The 23,416-nt window shown below is 66.5% G+C and carries 26 protein-coding genes and 1 pseudogene; 13 read left to right on the top strand and 14 right to left on the bottom strand.

Annotated elements, in window-relative coordinates; genetic code table 11:
* Positions 1-103 precede the first annotated feature (103 nt).
* Positions 104-1,627: a threonine ammonia-lyase, biosynthetic gene (gene ilvA / locus ACQY68_RS04340; protein ID WP_428151828.1), complete on the top strand. Its 1,524-nt coding sequence runs from the start codon at positions 104-106 to the stop codon at positions 1,625-1,627.
* Positions 1,628-1,676: 49 nt separating this feature from the next.
* Entirely contained in the window at positions 1,677-4,223 is a 2,547-nt protein-coding gene (locus ACQY68_RS04335) for an ATP-binding protein (protein ID WP_428151827.1), read from the top strand.
* A 128-nt stretch (positions 4,224-4,351) separates the two neighbouring features.
* Here the strand turns inward: ACQY68_RS04335 and ACQY68_RS04330 are convergent, their stop codons facing one another.
* From ACQY68_RS04330 to ACQY68_RS04295, 8 genes are all read right to left on the bottom strand, one after another.
* Positions 4,352-5,023: a methylated-DNA--[protein]-cysteine S-methyltransferase gene (locus tag ACQY68_RS04330; protein ID WP_428151826.1), complete on the bottom strand. Its 672-nt coding sequence runs from the start codon at positions 5,021-5,023 to the stop codon at positions 4,352-4,354.
* A complete protein-coding gene (locus ACQY68_RS04325; RefSeq protein WP_428151825.1) occupies positions 5,004-6,110 on the bottom strand; it encodes an Ada metal-binding domain-containing protein in 1,107 nt (368 codons plus the stop codon). Before ACQY68_RS04325 ends, ACQY68_RS04330 begins: the two co-directional genes overlap by 20 nt.
* A 69-nt stretch (positions 6,111-6,179) precedes the next feature.
* Positions 6,180-6,506, bottom strand: a complete 327-nt coding sequence (locus ACQY68_RS04320; protein WP_428151824.1) for a hypothetical protein — start codon at positions 6,504-6,506, stop codon at positions 6,180-6,182.
* A 40-nt stretch (positions 6,507-6,546) separates the two neighbouring features.
* Positions 6,547-7,689: a hypothetical protein gene (locus ACQY68_RS04315; protein ID WP_428151823.1), complete on the bottom strand. Its 1,143-nt coding sequence runs from the start codon at positions 7,687-7,689 to the stop codon at positions 6,547-6,549.
* A gap of 25 nt (positions 7,690-7,714) precedes the next feature.
* Entirely contained in the window at positions 7,715-8,014 is a 300-nt protein-coding gene (locus tag ACQY68_RS04310) for a PadR family transcriptional regulator (RefSeq protein ID WP_428152586.1), read from the bottom strand.
* Positions 8,015-8,164: 150 nt separating this feature from the next.
* Positions 8,165-8,374: a helix-turn-helix transcriptional regulator gene (locus ACQY68_RS04305; RefSeq protein ID WP_428151822.1), complete on the bottom strand. Its 210-nt coding sequence runs from the start codon at positions 8,372-8,374 to the stop codon at positions 8,165-8,167.
* A complete protein-coding gene (locus ACQY68_RS04300) occupies positions 8,367-9,050 on the bottom strand; it encodes a hypothetical protein (protein WP_428151821.1) in 684 nt (227 codons plus the stop codon). Before ACQY68_RS04300 ends, ACQY68_RS04305 begins: the two co-directional genes overlap by 8 nt.
* A gap of 74 nt (positions 9,051-9,124) precedes the next feature.
* Entirely contained in the window at positions 9,125-9,634 is a 510-nt protein-coding gene (locus tag ACQY68_RS04295; protein ID WP_428151820.1) for a methylated-DNA--[protein]-cysteine S-methyltransferase, read from the bottom strand.
* 342 nt (positions 9,635-9,976) lie between these two features.
* Between ACQY68_RS04295 and ACQY68_RS04290 the strand changes: the two genes are divergently transcribed.
* The gene (locus tag ACQY68_RS04290) at positions 9,977-10,669 is read left to right on the top strand and encodes an IPTL-CTERM sorting domain-containing protein (RefSeq protein WP_428151819.1); all 693 of its coding nucleotides are present in this window, start codon (positions 9,977-9,979) and stop codon (positions 10,667-10,669) included.
* Positions 10,670-10,684: 15 nt separating this feature from the next.
* On the opposite strand, the gene ACQY68_RS04285 is transcribed toward ACQY68_RS04290, so the two are convergent.
* Complete coding sequence (locus ACQY68_RS04285) at positions 10,685-11,473, bottom strand: isocitrate lyase/PEP mutase family protein (RefSeq protein ID WP_428151818.1); 789 nt, start codon at positions 11,471-11,473, stop codon at positions 10,685-10,687.
* Between the two features lie 90 nt (positions 11,474-11,563).
* Positions 11,564-11,758, bottom strand: coding sequence for a hypothetical protein (locus ACQY68_RS04280; protein WP_428151817.1), 195 nt, complete (start codon positions 11,756-11,758; stop codon positions 11,564-11,566).
* A 106-nt stretch (positions 11,759-11,864) separates the two neighbouring features.
* On the opposite strand from ACQY68_RS04280, the gene ACQY68_RS04275 reads away from it, so the two are divergent.
* A complete protein-coding gene (locus ACQY68_RS04275) occupies positions 11,865-12,758 on the top strand; it encodes a hypothetical protein (protein ID WP_428151816.1) in 894 nt (297 codons plus the stop codon).
* Between the two features lie 3 nt (positions 12,759-12,761).
* On the opposite strand, the gene ACQY68_RS04270 is transcribed toward ACQY68_RS04275, so the two are convergent.
* Complete coding sequence (locus ACQY68_RS04270) at positions 12,762-13,529, bottom strand: extensin family protein (RefSeq protein ID WP_428151815.1); 768 nt, start codon at positions 13,527-13,529, stop codon at positions 12,762-12,764.
* A 254-nt stretch (positions 13,530-13,783) separates the two neighbouring features.
* Here ACQY68_RS04270 and uvrB point away from each other — a divergent pair, with 254 nt between their 5' ends.
* The 3 genes and pseudogenes from uvrB to ACQY68_RS04255 all read left to right on the top strand — a co-directional run.
* Positions 13,784-16,006 (top strand): excinuclease ABC subunit UvrB, encoded by a 2,223-nt coding sequence (gene uvrB / locus ACQY68_RS04265; RefSeq protein ID WP_428152584.1) that lies wholly within the window; start codon positions 13,784-13,786, stop codon positions 16,004-16,006.
* A 2-nt stretch (positions 16,007-16,008) separates the two neighbouring features.
* On the top strand, positions 16,009-16,425 hold the full coding sequence (locus ACQY68_RS04260) for a hypothetical protein (protein WP_428151814.1): 417 nt from the start codon (positions 16,009-16,011) through the stop codon (positions 16,423-16,425).
* Positions 16,426-16,436: 11 nt separating this feature from the next.
* Positions 16,437-16,663 (top strand): annotated as a pseudogene (locus ACQY68_RS04255) (hypothetical protein); the annotation flags it as partial.
* 49 nt (positions 16,664-16,712) lie between these two features.
* Here the strand turns inward: ACQY68_RS04255 and ACQY68_RS04250 are convergent.
* Both ACQY68_RS04250 and ACQY68_RS04245 read right to left on the bottom strand, forming a co-directional pair.
* Positions 16,713-17,522, bottom strand: a complete 810-nt coding sequence (locus ACQY68_RS04250) for an SIR2 family protein (protein ID WP_428151813.1) — start codon at positions 17,520-17,522, stop codon at positions 16,713-16,715.
* On the bottom strand, positions 17,519-18,070 hold the full coding sequence (locus ACQY68_RS04245) for a non-canonical purine NTP pyrophosphatase (protein ID WP_428151812.1): 552 nt from the start codon (positions 18,068-18,070) through the stop codon (positions 17,519-17,521). The genes ACQY68_RS04250 and ACQY68_RS04245 overlap by 4 nt, the downstream gene beginning before the upstream one ends.
* A gap of 29 nt (positions 18,071-18,099) precedes the next feature.
* Between ACQY68_RS04245 and add the strand changes: the two genes are divergently transcribed.
* The 4 genes from add (at position 18,100) to ACQY68_RS04225 (ending at position 21,497) form a co-directional block, all read left to right on the top strand.
* The gene (add, locus tag ACQY68_RS04240; protein ID WP_428151811.1) at positions 18,100-19,062 is read left to right on the top strand and encodes an adenosine deaminase; all 963 of its coding nucleotides are present in this window, start codon (positions 18,100-18,102) and stop codon (positions 19,060-19,062) included.
* 345 nt (positions 19,063-19,407) lie between these two features.
* Positions 19,408-20,097 (top strand): HNH endonuclease, encoded by a 690-nt coding sequence (locus ACQY68_RS04235; protein ID WP_428151810.1) that lies wholly within the window; start codon positions 19,408-19,410, stop codon positions 20,095-20,097.
* Positions 20,098-20,142: 45 nt separating this feature from the next.
* A complete protein-coding gene (locus tag ACQY68_RS04230) occupies positions 20,143-20,838 on the top strand; it encodes a DpnI domain-containing protein (protein ID WP_428151809.1) in 696 nt (231 codons plus the stop codon).
* 113 nt (positions 20,839-20,951) lie between these two features.
* Positions 20,952-21,497 carry a hypothetical protein gene (locus ACQY68_RS04225; RefSeq protein WP_428151808.1) on the top strand — a complete coding sequence of 182 codons (546 nt, stop codon included), beginning with the start codon at positions 20,952-20,954 and terminating at the stop codon, positions 21,495-21,497.
* A 162-nt stretch (positions 21,498-21,659) separates the two neighbouring features.
* On the opposite strand, the gene ACQY68_RS04220 is transcribed toward ACQY68_RS04225, so the two are convergent.
* Positions 21,660-22,331, bottom strand: coding sequence for a DsbA family oxidoreductase (locus ACQY68_RS04220; RefSeq protein WP_428151807.1), 672 nt, complete (start codon positions 22,329-22,331; stop codon positions 21,660-21,662).
* A 105-nt stretch (positions 22,332-22,436) separates the two neighbouring features.
* On the opposite strand from ACQY68_RS04220, the gene ACQY68_RS04215 reads away from it, so the two are divergent.
* Positions 22,437-22,961: a hypothetical protein gene (locus ACQY68_RS04215; protein WP_428151806.1), complete on the top strand. Its 525-nt coding sequence runs from the start codon at positions 22,437-22,439 to the stop codon at positions 22,959-22,961.
* Between the two features lie 53 nt (positions 22,962-23,014).
* Positions 23,015-23,416 carry a hypothetical protein gene (locus ACQY68_RS04210; RefSeq protein ID WP_428151805.1) on the top strand — a complete coding sequence of 134 codons (402 nt, stop codon included), beginning with the start codon at positions 23,015-23,017 and terminating at the stop codon, positions 23,414-23,416.

The following is a 23,416-nucleotide window of genomic DNA, read 5'->3' as shown; positions in this document are numbered from 1 at the left end:
TCGGCGAAGCCCAAGGTCGGCGGACGATTTTGCGCGACTTTCTTTCCCGAATTGTTATGGCAGAGGTCGCTTCCTCCCCGAACTGCCTCGCCGTCCCCGATTCATGCAAGAAACTCTCCGTCGCATCCTCACCGCCCGTGTCTATGACGTAGCGATCGAGACGCCGCTCGATCCGCTGCCCCGCCTCGCTGTACGGCTTGGTCGGCCGGTGCTGCAGAAGCGCGAGGACCTGCAGCCGATCTTCTCGTTCAAGATCCGGGGCGCCTACAACAAGATCGCGACCCTGACGCCGGAGCAGCTGGCGCACGGCGTCATCTGCGCCTCGGCCGGCAACCATGCCCAGGGCGTCGCCTTCTCGGCCCGTAAACGCGGCGCGGTCGCGACCATCGTCATGCCGGTGACCACTCCGCCCATCAAGGTGGCTGCCGTCAGGGCGCTCGGCGGCGACGTCGTCCTGCACGGCGACGCCTTTGACGAAGCCTTCGCCGAGGCGACCCGCCGTGGGGCCGAAACCGGCGCCGTCTTCATCCATCCGTTCGACGACCCCGACGTCATCGCCGGCCAAGGCACGGTCGGGCTGGAGATCACCCGCCAGCATTCCGAACCCATCGCCGCCGTCTTCGTGCCCATCGGCGGCGGCGGCCTGGCGGCCGGCGTCGCGGCCATCGTGAAGTTCCTGCGTCCCGGCACGAAGGTGATCGGCGTCGAGCCCGTTGACGCCGCCTCGATGAAGGCCGCCATCGAGGCGGGCGAGGTCGTAACCCTGGATCAGGTCGGCCTGTTCTGCGATGGCGTCGCCGTGCGCCGGGCGGGGGCCGAGACCTTCCGCCTGTGCAAGGACCTGCTGGACGAGATCGTCACCGTCGACAACGACGCGATCTGCGCCGCCATCAAGGACATCTTCGACGACAGCCGCGCCGTGGCCGAACCGTCCGGCGCCCTCGCCCTCGCAGGCCTCAAGGTCTGGGCCGCCGCCCATCCGGAGACGGCCGGGGACGGCGCCCTGATCGCGATCAACTCCGGCTCCAACGTTAATTTCGATCGCCTGCGTCACATCGCCGAACGGGCCGAGATCGGCGAGGGAACCGAGGCCCTGCTGGCCGTCGCCATGGCCGACGACCGCGCCGTCTACAGCCGCTTCCTGTCGGCGCTCGACGGCCGGTCGGTGACCGAATTCAACTACCGCTGGTCGGGCGAAGGCCGCGCCCACATCTTCGTCGGCGTCGCCATCAAGCAAGGTCCGCACGAGAAGGACGACCTGATCGCCGCGCTCCGTTCCGACGGCTATTCCGTCGAGGACATGAGCGACAACGAGACGGCGAAACTGCATGTCCGCCACATGGTCGGCGGTCGCGCTACGGGCCTGCCTCACGAGCGTATCCTGAGGTTCGAATTCCCGGAACGGCCCGGCGCCTTCCTGCGCTTCCTGAACAGCCTGAAGCCGGCCTGGGCCCTGACCCTGTTCCACTATCGCAACCATGGCGACGACGTCGGCCGGGTGCTTGCGGGCATCTCCGTGCCGCCCGCCGAGCAGCCGGCATTGAACGCGGCGCTGGCCGATCTGGGCTATCCCTACGTCGACGAGACCGACAACCCGGCCAGCCGCCTGTTCCTCGACGGCGCCTGACCGGCGGCGGCGCTAAAGCTTGCTCAACCTCTCCCTGTCAGGGTGAGGCGTGCAGTTCTCCCGCTTCTCCCTCCTCGCTCAGGCCCTGTGGCTCGGTCTGGCCCTGTGTTGCGCCGCCGCGCCCCCGGCCCTGGCCGCTCAGGACGGCGGCGCGTCCCGACGCGACGCGGTGCGACTTGCCGAGGCCGTAGAGCGCCGCTCGGAGGCCACGAGCTTCGAGCAGCTCGAGGCTTTCGGCCTCGAAGCCATGAGCACCCCGGGCCGCGAAGGCCTGAACCGTCTGTATCACGTCACCTGGACGACGATGAACCAGGGCGATTTCGAACGCGCCGCCCTGTGGAACGGCCGCCTCGCCACAGCCGCGGCCCGCGAAGGCGACCGCCGCTACAGCGGCATCGCTCACCTCAACGCCCTGGCCATCCGCTACGACACCGGCGACGATTCTGCGGCCGAGGAGATGGCGCGCATCGCCGCCACCGAGACCGACTGGTTCGTCAAGGCGCACGCCACTCGCCTGCACGCAATCTCCCTGATGGATCAGGACCAGATCGGCGAGGCCCTCAAAAGGCTTAGCGACGTCCTGAGCCAGGTGCCCGTCGACGCCCCCTTCTCCGACACAGCCCGCGCGGGCCTGTGGGAAGTCACCGGCGTCGGCCTGATGCAGTTGAACGATATGCGCGGGGCCACCGACGCCTTCGGCCGGTTCGAGCTGGACTTCAGCCGCCACGACTACCCGCGTCCCGACTTCGACGCCGTCTACAACCTGACCCGTCTGGCGGTGCAGGTCGGGGACCAGGCGATGGCCCAGCGCCTTTTCGCCGTGCACCACCGGCTGACGGCCCGCGCCAACATCGAAAGCCTGTCGGTCTACGACGCCAACCTTTGCGCCGCCGTGGCCAACGCGCGCGGCAACTCGTCCGCCGTGCTCGACTGTCTCGCCCCCTATGGCGAAAGCCTCGGCGCCGCGGCCTTCCTGCGGGCGCGAATCCTGCCCGCCCGCGCCGTGGCTCGCGCCCGCACAGGCGATCTCGCCGGCGCCCGCCGCGACCTCTCGACCATACGCCGCCTCGTCGCCGCCGGAGAGTTTCGCGAGGAAGGCAGCTCCGAGATCATCCATGTCGAGGCCGAACTGCTGCAGGCCCAAGGCCGCTCCCGCGAGGCGTTCGAACTGCTCCGCGCCTATTCGGATCAGCAGGAGGTCCTGGCCGCCCGCCGGTTCAGCGCCGGCATCAGCCAGGTCACCTCCGAGATGCAGAACCAGTTGAGCGAACGCCGCCAGCAGTTGGAGACCGCGCGCGCCAACACCGAGCTTCAGGCCGACGTGATCGCCAGCCAGCGCTGGATCGTGGGCATCGGCGTGCTGTTCCTGATATCGGCCGCCGCCCTCCTGTTCCGCCAGTGGCGGATGACCGGCCACCTGCGTCAGGCCCGCAAGCGCTCCGAGGAGGCCAATCTCGCCAAGTCCGAGTTCCTGGCCAATATGAGCCACGAGATCCGCACGCCCCTGAACGGCGTCGTGGCCATGGCCGACGCCCTGTCCCGCCGACAGCTCGATGACGCCGAACACGAGATGGTCGAGATCATCCGGTCTTCGGGCGTGACCCTGGAACGGCTCCTCTCCGACATCCTCGACAGCGCCAAGATCGAGGCGGGTCAGGTGACGGTCGAGGCTGCGCCCTTCGCCCTCGGCCACGCAGTCAAGGACATCGCCGCCCTGTGGAGCTCAAAGGTCGAGGGTGGCCCGGTCGCCCTGGTCGTCGAGCTGGACCCGGCGCTGGAGCGGATGGTCGTCGGCGACGTCGTGCGCGTGCGCCAGATCCTGGCCAACCTCGTTTCCAACGCCCTGAAATTCACCAGCGCCGGCTCAGTGACCCTGAGGGTCGAACCCATCGGCGACGACCGCGTGCGCTTCACCGTAACCGACACGGGCGTGGGCTTCGATGCGGAACAGAAGGCGCGCATCTTCACCCGCTTCCAGCAGGCGGACGGTTCTATCACCCGTCGCTTCGGCGGCACGGGGCTGGGCCTCGCCATCTCCCGCGACCTCGCCGAACTGATGGGCGGCGAACTGGATTGCGAGTCGACGCCGGGCGAGGGTTCGCGCTTCTGGTTCGAACTGCCCCTGCCCGCCGCCGTCATCGAGGAACCGGTCGCCGGCGCGACGGACGACGTCTCGCCGGAGGGTCTGCGCATCCTGCTGGCCGACGATCACCCCGCGAACCGCAAGGTCATCGAGGTGCTTCTGGCCCCGACCGGAGCGACGCTGATCGCCGTGGAGAACGGGCAGGAAGCGCTCGACGTCTTTGCGGGCGGCGGCTTCGACCTGATCCTGATGGACATGCAGATGCCGGTCATGGACGGGCTGACCGCCACCGCCGCCATCCGCGCCCTGGAGGCCGAACGCGGCCTGACTCGCACGCCGCTCCTGATGCTGACCGCCAACGCCATGGCCGAACACGTCGAGGCCGGCCGCCGCGCCGGCGCCGACGGCCATCTGGCCAAGCCGGTGACGACCCAGACTCTCTTCGCCGCCATCGGCGCCGCACTGGATGCGGCTGAGCCGCAAGCTGAACCCGAGGAAGTCCGGGTGGCCTGACCATCTTCCATCCGGACATCCCGGCCGTCGCTGGGGCAAACGGATGACGTTCAGTGTTCAGGAATTTTTTCTTATCCCGCCTTGCGCCGACCCGAACCGGTCCCTACTTCCCGGTCAGGTCTTTGACATCACGACCGGAAACCCGCCGACTTTCGTCCGTGTGACAAACGCTTCCCGGCCAAGTCCTTGTTTTCCCGACACCAACTGGTCGTTTCGTCCCGTTTCGTCACGGTCTTTGCGTCATGACGAAACGGACGAAATGCCCTGCACAACGCATTTAAGATCGCCGCCGCCTCGTGCGCGAGCAGCCACTTCTTCCGCTCCAGCCCGCCCGCATAGCCGGTCAGGGTCCCGTTGGCACCGATCACGCGATGGCAGGGCACGATCACCGCGATCGGGTTCTGGCCGTTCGCCAACCCGGCCGCCCGCACCGCTTTCGGCGATCCGATGGCCGCCGCCAGCTGGCCGTAGCTGCGCGTCTCGCCCACCGGGATAGCCCGCAGCGCCGCCCAGATAGCCTTCTGGAAGACCGTGCCGCCGGTCTTGACCGTGAGCCCGTCCAGCCTCCGTGCGTCGCCGGCGAAATAGGCCTCGACCGCGCCGCGCACCGGCTCCGGCGCACGGCCGGAGACCAGAGCCGCACCCGGCGCATGGCGACCCAGCAGCCGCGTCATCCGCTCCTCATAGTCGGCGAAATCCAACGCCCGAACAGCGCCGTCCGCATCGGTGACCAGCAGAACCTCGCCGACCGGGGTCGCGATTCGGTCGAGGGTCAGGGTCTCAGGCTGCGCGTTTTTCATCGTCCATCTCCATCAGATCGGCCGCCGTCAGTCCCGCCATCCGCAGGTGCAGCGCCGCATAGGCCCGCCAGGGCCGCCACCGCTCCGCCCGGTCCGCGAGCGTCGCATCGTTCAGTCGGTCGCTGGGCGCGTCCTCACCGGCGTCGATCCAGTCGCCCGGCAGCCGCAACCCCGGTCGCGCCTCGATCAGAGGCTTAAGCACCGGATCGGCCGACAGGTCGCGCCCGATCGCCTCCGGATCCGCCGACAGGTCGAACACCCGCCGCACCCGGGCCAGCACGCCCGGCAGGGCCTTCAGGTCCGAGGCCTCGACGCAGATTTCCAGCCGACCCGGCTTGCCCGGCGTGGCGGTGACGAAGCCGTCGGCGCCGTCCACGTCCTTGATCAGGTCACGCGACCAGACCCGCCCCTCGACCCGATCCCCGCGCGCCGTCAGCGCCGCGAGCATCGCGTCCCAGTCATAGGGCGGGCGACAGGAGAGACTCAGCTTCACCCCGCTGCTCGCGGCCCGCTCGGCCCGACGGCGCAACTCGGACGGCGCGCGGCCGTAGAGCGCGTGGAAGGTCTCGTTGAAGCGCCGCACCGAGCCGAAGCCGGAGGCGTGGGCCACCTGGGCCATCGACAGGTCGGTCTCGTGGATCAGGGCCTTGGCCAGCAGCACGCGCCGCGTCTGGGCCACGCTGACCGGGGCCGCGCCGAGGTGCTGTTTGAACAGCCGCCGCAACTGGCGCTCGCCCACCCCCAGCCGCCCGGCCAGGGCGTCGACGTCGCCCTCATCCAGCGCCCCCGCCTCGATCAGCGCCAAGGCGCGGCTGACGGTGTTCGAGGTGCCGCGCCACGCCCCCATGTCGGGCGCCGTCTCCGGCCGGCAGCGCAGACAGGCGCGGAAGCCCACCTCCTCGGCCGCCGCCGCCGTGACGACGAAACTCATGTTCTCGCGCTTGGGCGTGCGCGCGGGACAGACCGGACGACAGTAGATGCCCGTGGTCTTTACGCAGCCGAAGAACCGCCCGTCGAACCGCACGTCACGCGTCAGAACGGCCCGGTAGCAGGCCTCCTGATCGAGAGTTCCGGCGCTTGTTTCCATGCCGCGAGGATGAGGCTTCCCGGTCGGGAAGTCTCGCGGTTTTCGGACATCGCCGTCAGGTGCGACCGATCAGCGAGGCCCGCCGCTGAGGATGGTCTCTTCCGGCGCAGCGGTGATGGTCTGCTGCCTTTCGATAAAGTCCTGCGCCTGGTTGCGTGCGACCTGGGCCTGGCTGCGGGTGCGGCAGCGGCGGTGATTGAACAGGCTCCCGGTCACCGGCCGCATCTGGCAGATCACCTGACGGGGCGGATCGCTGGCCCGCGTATTGGCGCCGCTCGCCTCGATCCCGCTATCGGCCAGCTCCTGCGTGGTCTGGGGCGCCGGAACGATGGGCGCCGTCGCCTGAGGCGTCGTTGTCGCCGCGATCAGCGCGGCCGTCACCAGGGCAGTCCACATCGCATCATCCTCCCGGCCCGTACGTGGGCGACGCAGCCTCTCATCGACCGGCGTTGGATGCAACGTCGGGCTGCACCGCGCGCCAGAGGTTGGCGGCCACCTTGAACATCAGGCTGACGGCGCTGATCGCCAAAATCCACGTCACGACCAAGGACATGGTCGAGGCCACGCCGACCAGATCCCGCTCACCTGCGCTAAACTGCCGCAGGCGGTCGAAGTCGAGCAGCAGCCAGTCGCCCGCGATCTGCGCCTGTTCTGCGCCGACGCCGAGGGTGAACCAGTGGCCGGCCTGGAAGATCGTCCAGGTCAGCCACAGGCCGACGCCGGTGATCACGATCGACAGCACGGCCCGCATCCGCACGGCCTGAGGCTGGATCAAGGTGAACAGATCGATCCCCATCTGACCTAGGGCGTACAGGAGCACCGGCGCAAACAGGCTGCCCCAGATCGGCGCTGGCGAGACCGTGACCAGGTCACCATCGATCCGCATCGAGGACAGGCCGGGGAAATGCACCAGCCCGACCCACCACAGGACGAAAAGGGCCACGGCCAGGAAGGAGAAGGCCGCCTCCGCGCCGGGGTTGCGATGGGTCCGCATCGCCCGCGTCCGCCACATGGGCCGGGCGTCCGATTGCATCCTGTCGCCCGCGCTCTTCACGCTCGCGCCCCACCAGGACGGATCGGACAGGCCGAACGCACCAAGGTCCTTGACCCGCCAGTCGGTCAGCCATTTCGGCCGGATCGCATAGTGCTCCATAATCGCCCCGGCCAGGGTCAGGGCGCCCAGAAGGGTCAGGCCAGAGCCGAAGAAGCCGTGGAACGACTGGGCGATATCCTTGCCCGCATCGGCCGTGCCGCCGATCAAGCGGATGAACAGACCGATACCCGAGACGGCCAGCAGAACGAGCAGCCCCGCCTTGGCGCCGTAAAGCCAGTAGGGGAACAGCTCCGGCCCGATCAGCGAATCCGGCCCCTTCCGGTACCGGGCGGCTACGACCAGCGGATGACCGATCTCCTTTAGGATGCCTTCGCGTTCTTCGTCGGTCAGGACGCGGCCCAGCGCCTCCTCCCTGGCCTCGACCCGGCTCAGGATCAGGTCGCGCAATTCGGCGACGATATCGTCTCGCTCCTCCGTCGACAGCTGCGCCGCGACGGCCTCCAGATAGCGTTCCACCATGTCCATGGCCAAAGCCCTCGATCTTTAAATGTCAGAGAATTTTGTCGAGCGAGGCGTTGATGCCCCGCCATTCGTCGGCGAGCCGTTCCAGCATCGCCACGCCCATCGGCGACAGGATGTAGAAGCGCTTCTTCCGCTTCTCTTCCTCGCGCCATTCGCTCAGCAGCAGGCCTTGCGACTCCAGTCGGCGGAGCAGCGGATAGAGGGTCGATTCCTCCATCTCCAGCCCGTCGGCGGCCAGGGCCTGACGCAGGGTGTAGCCGTAGCGCTCGGTCCGGAGACAGGCGAGCACCGCCAGCACCAGCGACCCGCGCCGCAGTTCCAGCCGCATGCTTTCGAAGAGTTCGGCGTCGATCGTCACCGGCTTGTCCTTCACGTCACATAGTGTGTGATACACAGTGTATGCGACATACTGTGTGAGAGAGTCAAGCTAAAGGCCGGAGAGGGTCGCGCTCCGGCCTTTCCGATCTCGTATCGCCAGTCAGTCGGCGAGGAAGAACAGCCCTTCGACCGTGGTCCCCAGCGCCCGCGCCAGCTCTAGAGCTAGCAGCGTCGAAGGCACGAAGACTCCGTTCTCGACGGTGTTGATCGTCTTGCGCGACACCCCGGCCCGTTCCGCCAGCTCGGCCTGGGTCAGGCCGGCCGCAGTGCGGACCTCCTTGAGGCGAGACCCCAGCCGGGCGTCACCCATCCTTGCCGAACTCCCTGTCCAGCCAGGCGAAGCGAATTCCGGCCGTCGCTCCGGCGGCGGACAGGACGAACGGCATGGCCGCGATCGCCAGCTCTGACCGCCACAGCCCCAGGACGAAGGCGATGGTGGAGCCCAGCATCAGGACCACAAAGGCTGCCGAGACGGCGCGGGCGCGCAGCACGCCGGTCAGTTCATCGTCGAGGAAGCGCCTGTTGACGCGCGTCTGGTGATCCCAGCCCATGGTGATCGACGCCACGACCCAGGCGTAGATGACCGGCAGGGAAGCGCTCGCGAAGTCGCCGAAAGACCCCTCCCCGGCCAGGATGTCCTGTACTGCCAGCGTCGACTGGATGAGGAAAATCAGGGTCACGATCGGGAATATCCACAACTGGCGAACGCGCTGCGCCTGCAGCCGGTCACGCTTGAGAGGCTCGGTCTCGACCCGCCAGCCATGGGCGCCCGGTCGCAGAATCCAGGCGAGGATCGCACCGCCCAGAGCGACACCGAGCCCCACGCCCGCCAGAAAGCCCCAGCCCGTCGCATCGTCGCCGGTCCGGGCGTTGCCGACGACAAAGCCAACGCCCACCATCATCGCGCCCAGCACGATCGACGCCAGCGCGCTTGCGAACTTGGTGCGCCGCCTCCGCGCTTCCTTGCGCAGTTCCCTGTCTTCCATGGCCGTCATCTCCGCCTCCGGTTCATGTCACCTTGGGGTTACATATCACCTATAGGTTACACGACGTCAACCGGTCAGATCAGCAGGGCTCCCTCGTGCCGCAGCAACCAGGTCTTGCGCTCCAGCCCACCGCCGAACCCGACCATGGCCCCGTCCGCGCCGACCACCCGATGACAGGCCAGCACCAGCGGGATGGGATTCCGGTTCAGCGCCACCCCCGCCGCCTGGGCCGCGCCCGGCTCCCCGACCCGCCGCGCCATCTCGCCGTAGGAGATGGACTGGCCCACAGGGACTTCCCACAGGGCGCGCCAGACCCGGGCCTGAAACCCGTCGCCGGCGACCGAGCCGTCCAGCGACCATTCGATCCGCATCAAGGCCGCCTGATCGCCCGCGAAATAGTCGTCGAGGGCCGCAACGACCCGCGCCGGCGTCTCGTCCTGCTCCATCGCCACACCGGGGTATTCGCGCGCCATTGTCCGCTCAAGGCCGTCGCCGAAGGACACTCCTCTCAGCCGCCCGGTCTCATCGACCGCCAGAGCCAGCGACCCGATCGGACTTTCTACTGCGGAGGCTTTCAGTTTCATCGCGTTCAATCCGCCCGTTCGAAACGATCGGCTTATCCAGACGCGGTTTCACGCTCGAGCGACATGGGGATTGTGAAGTCGGCGCCGGGAATCGCCTCTGATCCCGTCAAGCGTGCTTTGTGCGCCCGAAGATGTCTCGCGATTTTCGGCCCCGTTTCAATCGACGACGGGCAGTCCCACGCTGCCTGAGCCCCCATCCGCCCAATCGGGGACCCAGACGGCCAAAACGCGCAAGTCCTGATTTTATTTCGTTAATATTGATTCACCATTGCGGGGGTCCGCCTTGTCTGCCACTGAGGTCAGGACAAGAGGAAATCAATGTTTTCTTTAAAAAATAACAGGTTGGCGGCACTTTTGGCCGTCGGCCTCTGCGCGGCCGCGACTCCAGTGCTGGCCTCGCCGGCGACCTATACGATGGTGGTCGATGGCGCTGCCGGATCCATCAACGGCACGGCTTTCAGCGCGCGTGTCGTGACCTTGACGATCAATGCCGACACGACGGCAGTGACGACCCAGACGATGACCGGTGATGCCAACAGCCGCTGCGTCACGGGACCCGGCACGGTTTCGGTGGCGGGGGTCGCCAGCGGGACCTTCGTCAGTGGCGAAGCGTATTTCTGTACTCAGGTCGACGGCGAAACGAGCGGCTTTTACACCAGCCTTGCCCAGATCGGTTCCAACCCCGTGCATGGCGGCGCGAACGGCGACAATACCACCGGCCGGCTGACCGGCGCGCCCTTCGCGGCCCCTGGCGTGACCCTGATCGACAACTTCGGGCCTGTGTCCTACCTCGCCAACACGCATCACTCCCATGGTGCTCGCGGTTCCTTGCAGGCGGACATCCTGCTCGTCGGCGGCGGCCGCTATGCAGCGACTGCGCCCGAAGCAAGCGGCAGCACGACCGCCTCGACCCTGACCGTCACGGTCATGGCAGTGAACGCCGTCCCGACTCTTTCGGAATGGGCCATGATCCTGTTCGGAACCCTGCTCGCGGGCGCCGCCGCCCTGATCGTCCAACGCCGTCGCGCGATCTGATCTCTCAAGGCGCCCTCAGCCCGGCATCAGGTTGTTGAGGGCGCCGTAGTCCATAGCCTCGGCCGCCTGGGGCCCGGAGTCCCCGTCCGCCAGGAAGCCGCGCGTCAGCCGGTCAGCCGTCCCATAGGCGGCCGCCGAAATGTTCGACCCCGCGCTCAGCCGACGCACGCCCAGCGCCTCAATCCCCTTCGCATCCGGCAGGGTCGGCCGCGCCAGAAGGTTCAGCGGCAGACCCAGACCGACCAGCCCCCTGATCGTCTCCGCATCGGTCACGCCCGGCATGAAGAGGCCATCGGCGCCGGCCGCCTTGTAGAGCGTCGCCCGCCGCACCGCCTCCTCCAGCCGCCCCTCGACCGGCCCGAGTCCCAGCAGCCACACATCACAGCGGGCATTGATGAACAGGCCGGGGCCGACGGCCGCGCGCACGGCCGCGATCTTCTCGGCCAGCAATTCCGCCGGACCGGTGCGATCCTCGATATTGATGCCGACAGCCCCGGTCTCCCAGGTCCGGCGCACGAAGCCGGCGGCCTCTTTCGGATCGTCGGAGAAACCGCCCTCGATGTCGGCGCTGACCGGGGTGTCGCCCGCCACCCGAACCATTCGCGCCAGTGCGCCCATCAGTTCCGCCTCGGGCGGCTGTGTCGCGTCCGGCCAGCCAAGCGACCAGGCCACGCCCGCGCTCGTCGTCGCCACGGCCTTCGCCCCCGCCGCGATCGACAGAGCCGTCGAGGCGGCGTCCCAGGCGTTGGGCAGGATCAGCAGGCCGGAACCGTGCAGGGCGCGGAAGGTCTCTGAAGCCGACATCGGCGATCTCCTTTTGTTCCCGCGAAAATGCTGCGCTTCGCCGCCCGAGTCTCGCGGGAAACGGACGGCACTGGAAACCCTTGCGGAGGCCTATTTATGCGTCCATGGCCGGTTTGCGCCCGGCGTCACTCCCGCGGCCTGCTCGCGCTGGAAGCGCCCGCCGCGCGGCGGCTTCGGCCGGGCGTCGAGCTTGGCGGTCTTAAGCCGCAGGGCCTTCTGTGCGGGCGTTTCTCCGGCCGGAACGGCATCTTGCGTCTTGGCGAGGGGATCATCGTGGTCGGTCATGGTCGCAACCTAGCACAGACCGAGGGTGTCGCGCCGACTCCGGCAACCTTAACCGCCTCACGTCGTTCTCCTGACCCAGACAGGGCGAAACCGCCGGAGAAACCCCATGACACTGACCAAGACTTTCACGGCCCTCGCGGCCGGCGCCGTCGTTCTTTCGATGGCCCCTCTCGCCCAGGCCCAGACGCCCTATGGCCAGTCCGGCTCGCAGCAATCGACCGGCCAGGAAGTCTTCGGCCAGATCCTGCAGAGCCTGTTCGGCGGCCAGACCAGCGGGTCGATCGATGCAGAATGGAGCCGTGGTCGCCGTGCGCTCGGAGCTCAGCAGGTGACGTTCAACAGCCGTCTTGACACCCAGGTCCGCTCCGGGGCCCTGTCGTCCTGGTCCGCCGACCGTATTCGCACCGACTATGACGCCCTGGTCCAGCTGGAAGCCCGCTACGGGCAGGACGGGCGCTTCACCACCCAGGAGCGTCAGGACCTGACCACCCGCTACAACGCCCTGACCTCGGCGCTGGAAGATGGCGGCTACGGTGATGACATCGGCGGCTACCAGTCGGCTGCTGACGGCCGCGCGGACTTCGACGCCCGGGTCACCGCCGCGGTCAACGCCCGCACCCTGACCCGCACGGACGCGACCCGTCTGCGCAGCGACTATGCCGCGATCGTGGCGGCCGAGGCCGGCTTCCAGCGCGACGGCCTGTCCGCGCGCGAGCGTCAGGACATCGAGGCCCGCCTCGACGCCATCGATGCCCGTGTGCCGGGCGGAGCCACGACCCCGGGCGGCGGTTGGCAGCAGACGCCGCGTGATCGCCTGACCGCCATCGAACGGGCCCTCTACAACCTGCCGCGCGGCCAGCAGGACGCCATCCGCATCCAGTTCGAGGACCTCACGCGTCTCGAGGCCGCCTATTCGCGCACTCGGCCCTCCAGCGACGATAACGCCTATCTGGAACGCCGCATCGGCGAACTGGAAGTTCAGGCGCGCATCCGCCGCTAGGCCCTAACGGCACAGACGACCACTCTCCGCCTCCAGGTGGAGGTGGTCGTGGTGCAGGGCGTTGTAGTCCGGGCTCAGGGTCGTTCCGAACACCTTGCAGGCGTCGTCCCGGATACGCTTCAGGAAGGCCGCCTCGGGTCCCCCGTCGTTCCAGTCGGCGGCGACCGTGATCCTTCGCCCGTCCCGCAGCCGCACGCCCGAGAAGTCCAGCGCCGCCGCCCGCGAGTGGGCGCTCGGTCGATTGCCCGCCTGGTTGTTCACGGGCCGGCAGGCGTAGACGCCCATGTGGTCGATCTCGACCACGTCCGAGCCCAGCAGTTCCCGCGCCGCCGGCTCCACCGACTGCCGCCGCCAGATGCTGACCGCCGCCGCCAGCGCGCAGGTCATGGTCACGTCGCCCGGAGCCATCCGCGCCACGGTTCCCATGTCCGGCCCCAGCACTCCCGCAGCCGTCAGGCCGCAGGTTTCGGAGTTCACCCGGTCCGGCGTCGGGCTGAACGTCACCCGCGCCGCATCCAGCTCCGCCTCGCACTGCGCCAGGGTCCGCGTCGCCCGCTGCACGCGCCCGAGCGTCCCGCTGTCGATCGGCTGATCGATCACCCCGGCTCCCGGCGCGACATAGACTGACGGCCCGGGCAGCGGCGGCTGCGGGTTGGGCGTCGGAGAGTAGGGCGTGTAGCCGGGCGGCGGGACCATGTTCGGAATCAGACGGCCGCAGGCGGACAGGGCGACCAGCACGACGGCGACCGCGAGGCGTGACTTTCGGAGCATGGGTCGAGCCTGACAGGATTCGCCGCCCGATCCTGCTGACACCCTGCTGTCAGCAGCCGCATCGGCTTCCCGCGCGTTGACTGGCGACATCCTCCCTCGCGCACTAAGTTCCGTTCATGAACCGTTCCTCGACCCCCAAGGGCTCGGCGCCCGTCATCAAGAAGCCCGTTCACATCCCAAACCAGGGCGTGGCGGAGGCGCCGTCGGCCTTCCTGCGCGACGACAAGGCCCCACTCCCGAGGGCCATGGCCAACATGCCGATGTTCGCCCCGGTGACCGGTCCGCGCCTGACGCCCGAGGAGGCCCCGGGCAAGCCGGACGACTGGGTCCCGCACCGTCCGTCGCACGACGGCAAGAAGAAGGGCGGCCGGTTCCGGCTGGAGACCAGCTACACCCCCGCCGGCGACCAGCCCACGGCCATCGCCGAACTCGTGGCCCAGGCCGAGGCCGGCGACCGGGACCAGGTCCTTCTGGGCGTCACCGGCTCGGGCAAGACCTTCACCATGGCCAAGGTCATCGAACAGACCCAGCGCCCGGCCCTGATCCTCGCGCCCAACAAGACGCTGGCGGCCCAACTTTACAGCGAATTCAAGTCTTTCTTCCCCGATAATGCCGTCGAGTATTTCGTCAGCTACTACGACTACTATCAGCCGGAAGCTTATGTTCCGAGAACCGACACCTACATCGAGAAAGACTCGTCCATCAACGAGCAGATCGATCGAATGAGGCACTCCGCAACCCGGTCTATACTAGAGCGGGATGATGTCATTGTTGTGGCCTCGGTGTCCTGCATCTACGGCATCGGGTCAGTTGAGACCTATACGGCCATGACCTTCGACCTGAAGGTCGGGGGCCAGGTCGACGAGTCCAAGCTCCGGGCCGACCTGATCGCCCTGCAGTACAAGCGCAACGACGCGGCCTTCGAGCGGGGGATGTTCCGCAAGCGCGGCGACACGATCGAGATCTTCCCGGTGCACCAGGAGGATCGGGCGTGGCGCGTCTCCCTGTTCGGCGACGAGATCGAGTCGATCGCCGAGTTCGACCCCCTGACCGGCAAGAAGACCGCCGAGCTGGAAGAGGTCACCGTCTACGCCGCCTCCCACTACGTCACCCCGCGCCCGACGCTGAACCAGGCCGTCCACGGCATCCGGGCCGAGCTCAATGAGACGCTCGACTGGATGATCGAGAACGGCAAGCTGCTGGAGGCCCAGCGCCTCGAACAGCGGGTCCGCTTCGACCTGGAGATGATGGAGGCGACCGGCTCCTGCGCCGGGATCGAGAACTATTCCCGGTGGCTGACCGGCCGCGCGCCGGGGGAGCCGCCGCCGACCTTCTTCGAATACATCCCCGACAACGCCCTGCTGTTCGTGGACGAGAGCCACGTCACCATCGGCCAGATCAACGGCATGTTCCGGGGCGACTACCGCCGCAAGTCGACCCTGGCCGAGTACGGCTTCCGCCTGCCCTCCTGCATCGACAACCGGCCGCTCAAGTTCGACGAATGGGAGGCGATGCGGCCCCAGACCATCCACGTCTCGGCCACGCCCCAGACCTGGGAGATGGAACAGGCGGGCGGCGTCTTCGTCGAACAGGTCATCCGCCCGACCGGCCTGATCGACCCCCCGGTCGAGATCCGCCCGGTCTCGGGCCAGACCCGCAACCAGGTCGACGACGTCATCGACGAGGTCAAACAGGTCGCCCGCGACGGCTACCGCTCCCTGGTCACCGTCCTGACCAAGAAGATGGCCGAGGACCTGACGGAGTACATGCACGAACAGGGCGTCCGCGTCCGCTACATGCACTCCGACGTCGACACGATGGAGCGGATCGAGATCATCCGCGACCTGCGCCTGGGCAGTTTCGACGTCCTGATCGGCATCAACCTTCTGCGCGAGGGGCTCGACATCCCCGAGTGCGGCCTGGTCGCCATCCTCGACGCGGACAAGGAGGGCTTCCTGCGCTCCGAGACCTCGCTGATCCAGACCATCGGCCGCGCGGCCCGCAACGTCGACGGCCGCGTCATCCTCTACGCCGACCGCCTGACCGGTTCGATGGAGCGCGCCATCGCCGAGACCAACCGCCGCCGCGAACGCCAGGAGGCCTACAACGCCGAACACGGCATCACCCCGGCCAGCGTCAAGCGCGACATCAAGGAGATCCTGAACAGCCCCTACGAGAAGGATCGCGTCCTGATCCCCACGGGCGTGAAGGAGGACAGCCGCCCCTTCATCGGCAACAACTTCCAGGCCACCCTGCGCGACATGGAAGGCAAGATGCGCGAGGCCGCCTCCAACCTCGAGTTCGAGGAGGCCGGCCGCATCCGCGACGAGATCAAGAAGCTGAAACTGCTGGACCTGGAGTTCGCCAACGAGATCCTGACCGGGGACGGGCAGGACGTGGACGCGTCAGCGCCGAAACGGTGGCGCAAGGAGGCGCAGGCGGAGGCGCAGGAGCGGTTCAGGAAGGGACGGCTGTAGGGATGCGGTCCCTCCTGCTCCCGATCGTCGCCTTCGCCCTGGCCGGATGCGCCACGCCGGCCGAGGTCATCCTCGGCCCCACCTGGACCGGCCCGCGCGTCAACACCGGGGAGCGGGCCTGGTATCCGCCCGCCGCCTTGGCCGCAGACGTCAGCGGCGTCGTCATGGTCGGCTGCACCATCACCCCGGCCCACCGGACCGAAGACTGCCGCATCCTGCGCGAGACCCCGACGGGGTACGGCTTCGGCGCAGCGGCGGTCGGCATGCACCAGCACGTCGCCGTCCCGCCCACGGCCCCGCCCGGCCCCGCCTTCTTCACCGTCCCCTTTTGCACGAGCCCGGCCGCGTGTGAGGCGCAGAGCGCGATTTCGCAGGGATGGCGGAGGGAGATGCGGGCGGGTGAGGGCGGCGGGGACTGATTGACGGGTAGGCCGCCGGCACTCTCGAGTTCGAGGAGGCCGGCCGCATCCGCGACGACCCGGAGTGAGGCGGAGGGCGACGAAGCCCGCAGGGCGCAGTCAGATCAAGACGCTCAAACTGCTCGACCTGGAGTTCGCCAACGAGATCCTGACCGGCGACGGGCAGGACGTGGATGCGTCAGCGCCGAAGCGGTGGCGCAAGGAGGCGCAGGAGCGGTTCAGGAAGGGACGGTTGTAGGGAGGAAGGGCACGCGCATTGCTGCCGCTTGAATACCTCCATTCGAGTATCAAACAGTTGATGTTGCCGTTCTCAGACGATCCAAAAATTGTGGCAACGCATCATTGGGATTATCCGTATCTTCTTTGATTGCCTGAACACCCCAGCTTTCAAGTACTGCTTCCTGAACTTCATTGGGATGAGTCATAAATATATAAGACTTAGGCTTCTTGTCTGCATACCCCGTTGAACCCCATAGTTTTGACATTTTATACAAAAGTATTCTCATATTAATGTCTGATAGACTGTATCCAACAAACAGAATGCTATAGGTTAGCGCATCGCTTCTAAGTTTTATATCGAACGCAGATTCGAACTCCAACCTTTTATAATAATCTGACTCCGTCAGAACCAGAGACTCGTCGTGTTCGAAATCACCATGAAACTTTACTACTTGGGTACGAGCACCAAGCGCCTGAATGAGCTCCTTCTCGTTAGCTACTCGCTGATAGTCTTTTCCATGAAGTTTTAATGCAGTCTCAATATTCCGATCATAGTTAGTCGTGTATATCAGAGGAAAATCTAGCTCAGCGATGGCCTTGTGAACCGAAGAGGCCATGATGTCGGAGTCGCTTGGTGTCCAGGCACGGTCCATCCAACTGCGCAAAGGCCCAATCGATCCAGTTTTTATTTTGTAGAACTCCATAAGCGCTAGGTAGTCACCCGAACTCAGAAAAACATCCGGATCAAAACCAAGTTCTTCGGCGACATGCTCCACTAATCCCCGCCAGGTCGGAAGGCCAAGAGATACAGAAGCGCCCGATCCAACAAACAACATTACGCGTCGTTCTTTTATGGAATTGCAAAGCTCATTGATCATGATTTTACCCCAAGATGAAGAACGAGCCTTTCAAGGGCAATTTTTCTCATAGATATGTCATTCTTCTTAGAGCCGAGCTCGGCAAACGTCTCTGAGTACCCCTCGGGAACGAAGGCGCAGTCCCATTGGAACTTTCGATCGCCTTTAGGCGATAATGGCACCTGCCCAGCGATCTCCCCCTCAAAAAGATGTATTTTTCGGCCGTCACAGTAGGCCAATGCAGTCTTTGCGATGACGCTTCGGTTCCCAGTCGGCTCAAGAATTTCACAAAACCGATCAGCTTCTAGAGCATCCCAGAAAACTTGGGTAAGCCCACCCGGTAGATCACCGATCGCTGGCAGAAAAAGCCCCGTGTGCTCAACAAACAGAGGCCTTCCTACTCTCTTGAAGGCCTCAAGAGCCTTTCTTTTTGCTATAACTCGGATGTCGTTTGTTTGAATTTCATCTATTGCAAAATCTACGGCCACGACATTTATGCCGTGCGCACCCAAGATTGACGTCGCTTCGGCTATTTTGTCCGCATTGCGGGATAGAAAACGAAGCCGCATAGCAGCACCCCAGAGGCATCTAGTTCGCCATGCCGGCTTATTCCGACCTGCACGTTCACCTCCGCGGCACCATAAGCGAAGCTATGGTTGCAAAGCTAGGTGACCTTCACGGGATTCCCACCCCGGAGCGAGATGCCGCTCAACCTGATTCTCGCTTGACTAGCTTCGAACGGTTTCTGGACGAGTATCGAACTAGAACGAGTTGCATTCGTACTGCTCAGGACTTGGCCGACGTGGGACGGGCCTTTTTCGAACTGAGTGCTGCGGATGGCCTTTCGTACATGGAAGTACAGCTGTCGCCACAGCACTCCGAGCATTTGGGTCTAGATTTCAATCTAGAACTGGATCTGTTGTCGAGAGAAATCGATAGAATTCAAGAGTCGCACGGCATGATCGTGAAGGTGATTGCTACAGCGGTTCGCCATCTCGGACCGCGATCTGCATTTGAAACCGCCGTTGCCGTTGCCAAGGCCAAACACCCGCTGGTTGTCGGGTTTGGACTAACCGGAAATGAGATGATGTATCGGCCCAAAGAATTCGCGGATGCCTTTGCGGTCGCTAGAGATGTAGGTTTGGGGCTAACGGCTCACGTGGGGGAGTGGACCGGCCCCGATCAAATCATCGAAGCAATTTCTTCGCTCAACCTAAGCCGTTTGGGTCATGGGTTATCGGCCGCTAAGCATGAAGAGGCGCTCTCCTGCTTGGTTTCGCACCAAGTTACTGTTGAAGTCTGCATCGCGAGCAACTTGGCATTGGGACGCGTTGAAAGCGCTGAGTCTCACCCAGTGAAGGATTTTGTATCAAAGGGGGTCCCGTGCGCCTTATGCACCGACGATCCTGCGTTCTTTTTCACCTCCGTGCCCAAAGAGATCGCGCTCGCTCGACAAGCGGGCCTATCCGAAACAGAAGTCGACCGCTGCCTAGCCGCCGGAATCCTTGCTGCCTTTTGTGACGACAGCACCAGAAGCGCACTCTTAGCTGTTACGGCGTAGATGCATTAGCACTTAAGGGACTGCCGCGCAGGTTGGTCTGTCGCTGCGGGGCAAGCGGAGGCGTACCTGCTGGGCGAGTGGGAAGCCCCGGCCGGACAATCCCTGTGGCTGGCTGTTGGCCGTGCTGATGCAGGGACACACGGGGCGCGGCGCCGAAGCGGCCGCCCTGCAGGGGGCGAACTGCGGCTGATGGGGTTCCTCCGCGCCCGATGCGGCAGGACCTCGGAAAGGGCTAGCTGCATCTGAGCTACCCGCTAAGGTAGGAGGATGGTGACAAGTGCCAACCTCGGGTGGGATTCTGGCCAAGCTGGAAGACGAGCGGCCTCTGGCCGGTTGATTTAGACCGTGCCGATCTCCGTAGCTCACATTGTCGAAGCGTTGTCATCGATCGGCGGCTCAGGTCATCTCGACGAGATCGTCGCCAAGGTCGTCGAAATAGCACCGCGCCCCCATCCGGAGGACCCGGGCGCGAGCATTCGTGCCCGCATCCAAGAGCGATGCAGAGGAGCCCGAAGCTTCAAGGGAGGCGTCGATCTGTTCGAAAGCGTCTTCGGCGTGGATCAGCGGAAAGGTGTCTGGCGGCTCAAATCCGACCCCTTGGCACCCGGCAACCACGATAGCCTGCTAGATGGAGCCGAGGCCGACATCGAAGCCGAGGAGGGCCGCGCCACACTGCGTATCCATCTAAGGCGCGAGCGCTCAAGAAAGCTGATCGAGGCGTTTAAGGCTTCCTTGACCAACTTCTCGTGCGAAGCGTGCGGCCAAGACATGGAGGCCGTCTACGGCGAGCTGGGCGCCGGCTACATCGAGGCTCATCACAAGGTTCCGGTTGCCTTGATCGAAGAAGGCGAAAAGACTCGGCTCTCCGACCTGGCAGCGCTTTGCGCAAACTGTCACCGCATCATCCATCGGAATGGCCTGATGTCGGTCGAGGCTTTGACGGCCCACATCGATAGACGTCCGCCCCGTTATGCCTTTGCAGCAGAGCCCGAAGGCGCGCGCTGGGCACCAAGTATTCCCGAGGGCGAAGACTAGGCCCTACGTCCGATTCCGGCGCACCCGCGCGGTAGCCTCCTCCCCATGAGCGAACCCACCCGCCGCAAGAGCCGTCCCGAGGCCGTCTGGGCCGAGGCGCGCAAGGCGTGGGAGGACGGGGAGACGGCGCGGTCGGTGGCGAAACGCTATGACGTCGGGGTGCCGGCGCTGTGGAAGCGGCGCGAGGCGGAGGGCTGGGTCGCCGCCAACGCCTTCTGTCCCGGCTGCGGCGCGACGCCCCTGACCGCCTTCGCGGCGAACTCCCCCGTGGCCGATTTCTATTGCGGGGTCTGCGCCGAGGAATACGAACTCAAGGCCACCAGGGGCGGCATGGACGCAAAGCTGGCCCCTCTCCCGGTGGGAGAGGGCTTGAGGCTCGCAGAGCGGAGCGATGCGCCAGCCGAAAGGGTGAGGGTCGGGTTTCTCAGTCGGCGCGCGCCGTCGCCCGGGCGGCTGTGCTTCATCTTCACGCCGCCGACCCTCACCCTTTCGCGCAAGAACGACGGCTGCGCCGCCGTGTGCTCAAGCCCTCTCCCACCGGGAGAGGGGCCTTCTTCTTTCGTCATCCTCCGGCAAGCCGCCCTTCGTGGCGCAAACCGGGGGACACAGCGGCGCCGAAGGCAATTTGCTCAGGCAGGATGTCGGCCGCCGGATCGCGACAGGTTGGCTGCTACGCGCCGCCCTTCGGGTCGCGCTCGCGTGTGCCTCCCCCGGTCCGATCTTCGATCGGCCGGAGGATGACGAGGGGTCCTCCGGTCTGCGCTTCATTCCGCCGGAGGATGACGCAAGAAAGGAGCGGGGCGCTACGGAGCCTGCGTCCGATTCCGGCGCAGGGGCGTGCGACGGTCCTGTCCATGACGCTCCACCGCTTCAAGAAATTCCGGGACGACGAGACCTGGGCCCGGGTCCGGCGCGCGTGGGAGGGCGGGGAGACGGCGGCGTCGTGCGCGCGGCGGTTCGATGTCGGACTGGCCAATCTGTGGCGGCGACGGGCGGCGGAGGGGTGGGAGCGGGACCGGCCCGGGGACCCGACGCCGGAGCCGGCCGAGGGGTGGGAGCGGTATGCCCAGGATCAGGTCGACTGGTTCGAGCGTCGGCTGAGGGACGAGCGGGCGCTGGCGAAGAACCTGGCGCAGTCGATGACGGGAGGGCCGGTGGAGGATGTGCCGCTGTGGCACCTCGGCTTCGTCCTGGCGTGGCGGGCCGAACATCTGGGCGCCGAGGTCGCGGCCGGGGATCGGGAGCGGAACCGGGCGCAGCCGTGGGCAAGCGCGATCTGGGACGAGGACGGGACGATGAAGATGCTGGCGACGATGGACCGGGGCATCGTGGTCCTGCATCGCGAGGAATGGCGGAAGGAGGCGGGGCTGCCGGAGGGGGTGGCGGAGTTGTGGCCGTGACGCACGTCTCCTCCCTGTCGCGCAGCGATGGGGAGGTGGATGCGTAGCGAAGCGGAGCAGACGGAGGGGCTCTGCGTGCGGCAAGAACCCCTCCGTCAGCTCGCGAAGACGCTCGCCGCCACCTCCCCATTCGCCAAGCGGCAAACAGGGAGGAGACGGGACCTACGCCGCCGCCTGTTCCGCGGCGATCTTGCGGAGGGCTTCCTCGAAGACCGCGGCGGGCTGGCCGCCGGAGATCAGGTATTTGCCCTCGACGACCACGGCGGGGACCGAGTTGATGCCGCGCTGGCGCCACAGGGCCTGTTCGGCGCGGACCTCGGCGGCGTAGCGGCCCGAGGACAGGACCTCGGCCGCCTCGGCGCGGTCGAGGCCGGCGGCCTCGGCGGCCAGGGTCAGGACGCCGGCGTCGGCCAGGGGTCTGCCGTCGGTGAAATGGGTGCGGAACAGGGCCTGTTTCAGCGCCTTCTGGGCGTCGGGGCCCGCCTCCCCCGCCCAGGCCAGCAGGCGGTGGGCGTCGAAGGTGTTCCAGATGCGGCTGTCGGCGCTCATGTTCATGTCGAAGCCGGGCCAGGCCTCGGCCGCGCGGGCGGTGATCATGGCGCGGTTGGCGGCCGACTGTTCGGGGGTGGAGCCGTATTTGGCGGCGATGTGCTCGGCGACGTTCTCGCCCTCGGGCGCCATGCCGGGGTTGAGCTCGAACGGCTGGAAGGCGATCTCGGCGGTGATGCCCTCGTCCTTGAGCGTGTCGAGCGCGGTCTCGAGCCCGCCGAGGCCGACGACGCACCAGGGACAGACGACGTCGGAGACGAAGTCGATGTGCAGGGGTCTGGTCATGGCTTCAGTCATGGGCGGGGGCTCCGTAACGGTTCATGTTGCATATGGGGGCGGGGACGCGGGGCGCCAGTCTGGCGCGGAGATGCGGGCGGGTTATGATGGGGGATGCCTCCTCACTATGCGCGCATCATCGCCACCTTCGCCTTCATGGCCTTCGCCGTCGGCGGGGCCATCTGGCGGTTCTGGAAGCCGAAGCCGGAGCCGCTCTACGAGGAGCGGGTGCTGCTGGGGGCGGAGACGCGGGCGCGGTTGCAGGCCCTGCGCGACGAGGACAAGTTCCACGCCGACGCGACGATCTCGCCGCCCTATCCGGGGCCGAAGGGGCCGAAGAACCGGGCGACGCTGTCGGGCTGGGTGAACGGGGTCATCGACGACATCCTGAACGAGGACGACGGGCCGCTGGAGGCCTCGGACGTGGCCGGGCGGCTGGGGATCGCCATCGGGGCGGCGTCGAAACGGCCGGCGGCGGATCAGGCGCGGCTTCACGGCTATCTGATCGAGATCTGGTACATCCTCGGCTACCGCTCGGCGACGGGCTATTTCCCGGCGTCGGAGAGCGCGCCCGAGGGGTGGTCGGAGCCCCTGCCCCCGGGCTGGACCGCGCCGGACCGGCCACGCTTGCCAATCTGACGTTAACGGGTCGGGCGCAGGCTCCGCTCAGGGAAACGCCCAGGGAAGCCTGAATGTCCAGCATCATGACGTCCAGCACGCGCCGCAGCCGGGATCATTTCGAGCCCAGCGACAGCGATCCGCAGGAGCAGCGCAGGCTGCGCGGGCATCTGGAGCAGATCGACTACACCGCCTTCGTCTCGAACCGGGAGGTGATCCCGCAGGTCCTGGGGCTGGGCGCGAACCACACCGAGCCGGCGGCCTTCCAGAGGCTGGCCGTGTCCGCCGCCACGGCGCGGGCGCGCTGGATCGCCGAGGCGCTGAGACTGTCCGAGGCCGGCTACGCCATCGGCCCGGGCGAGGCGCAGAAGCTCGCCGGCATGCGCGCCGCCTACGAAGAACTGTCGGAGGCCTATGAGGGCCTGCGCCGGATGGTCGAGCGGGGCTACCTGCCCTACCGCGCGGCGGAGCGCTGA

Origin of the sequence: Brevundimonas sp., from assembly GCF_965278935.1 — a bacterium.
In the GTDB taxonomy this organism is placed as follows: domain Bacteria; phylum Pseudomonadota; class Alphaproteobacteria; order Caulobacterales; family Caulobacteraceae; genus Brevundimonas.
This window is presented reverse-complemented; position numbering and strand designations above follow the sequence as displayed.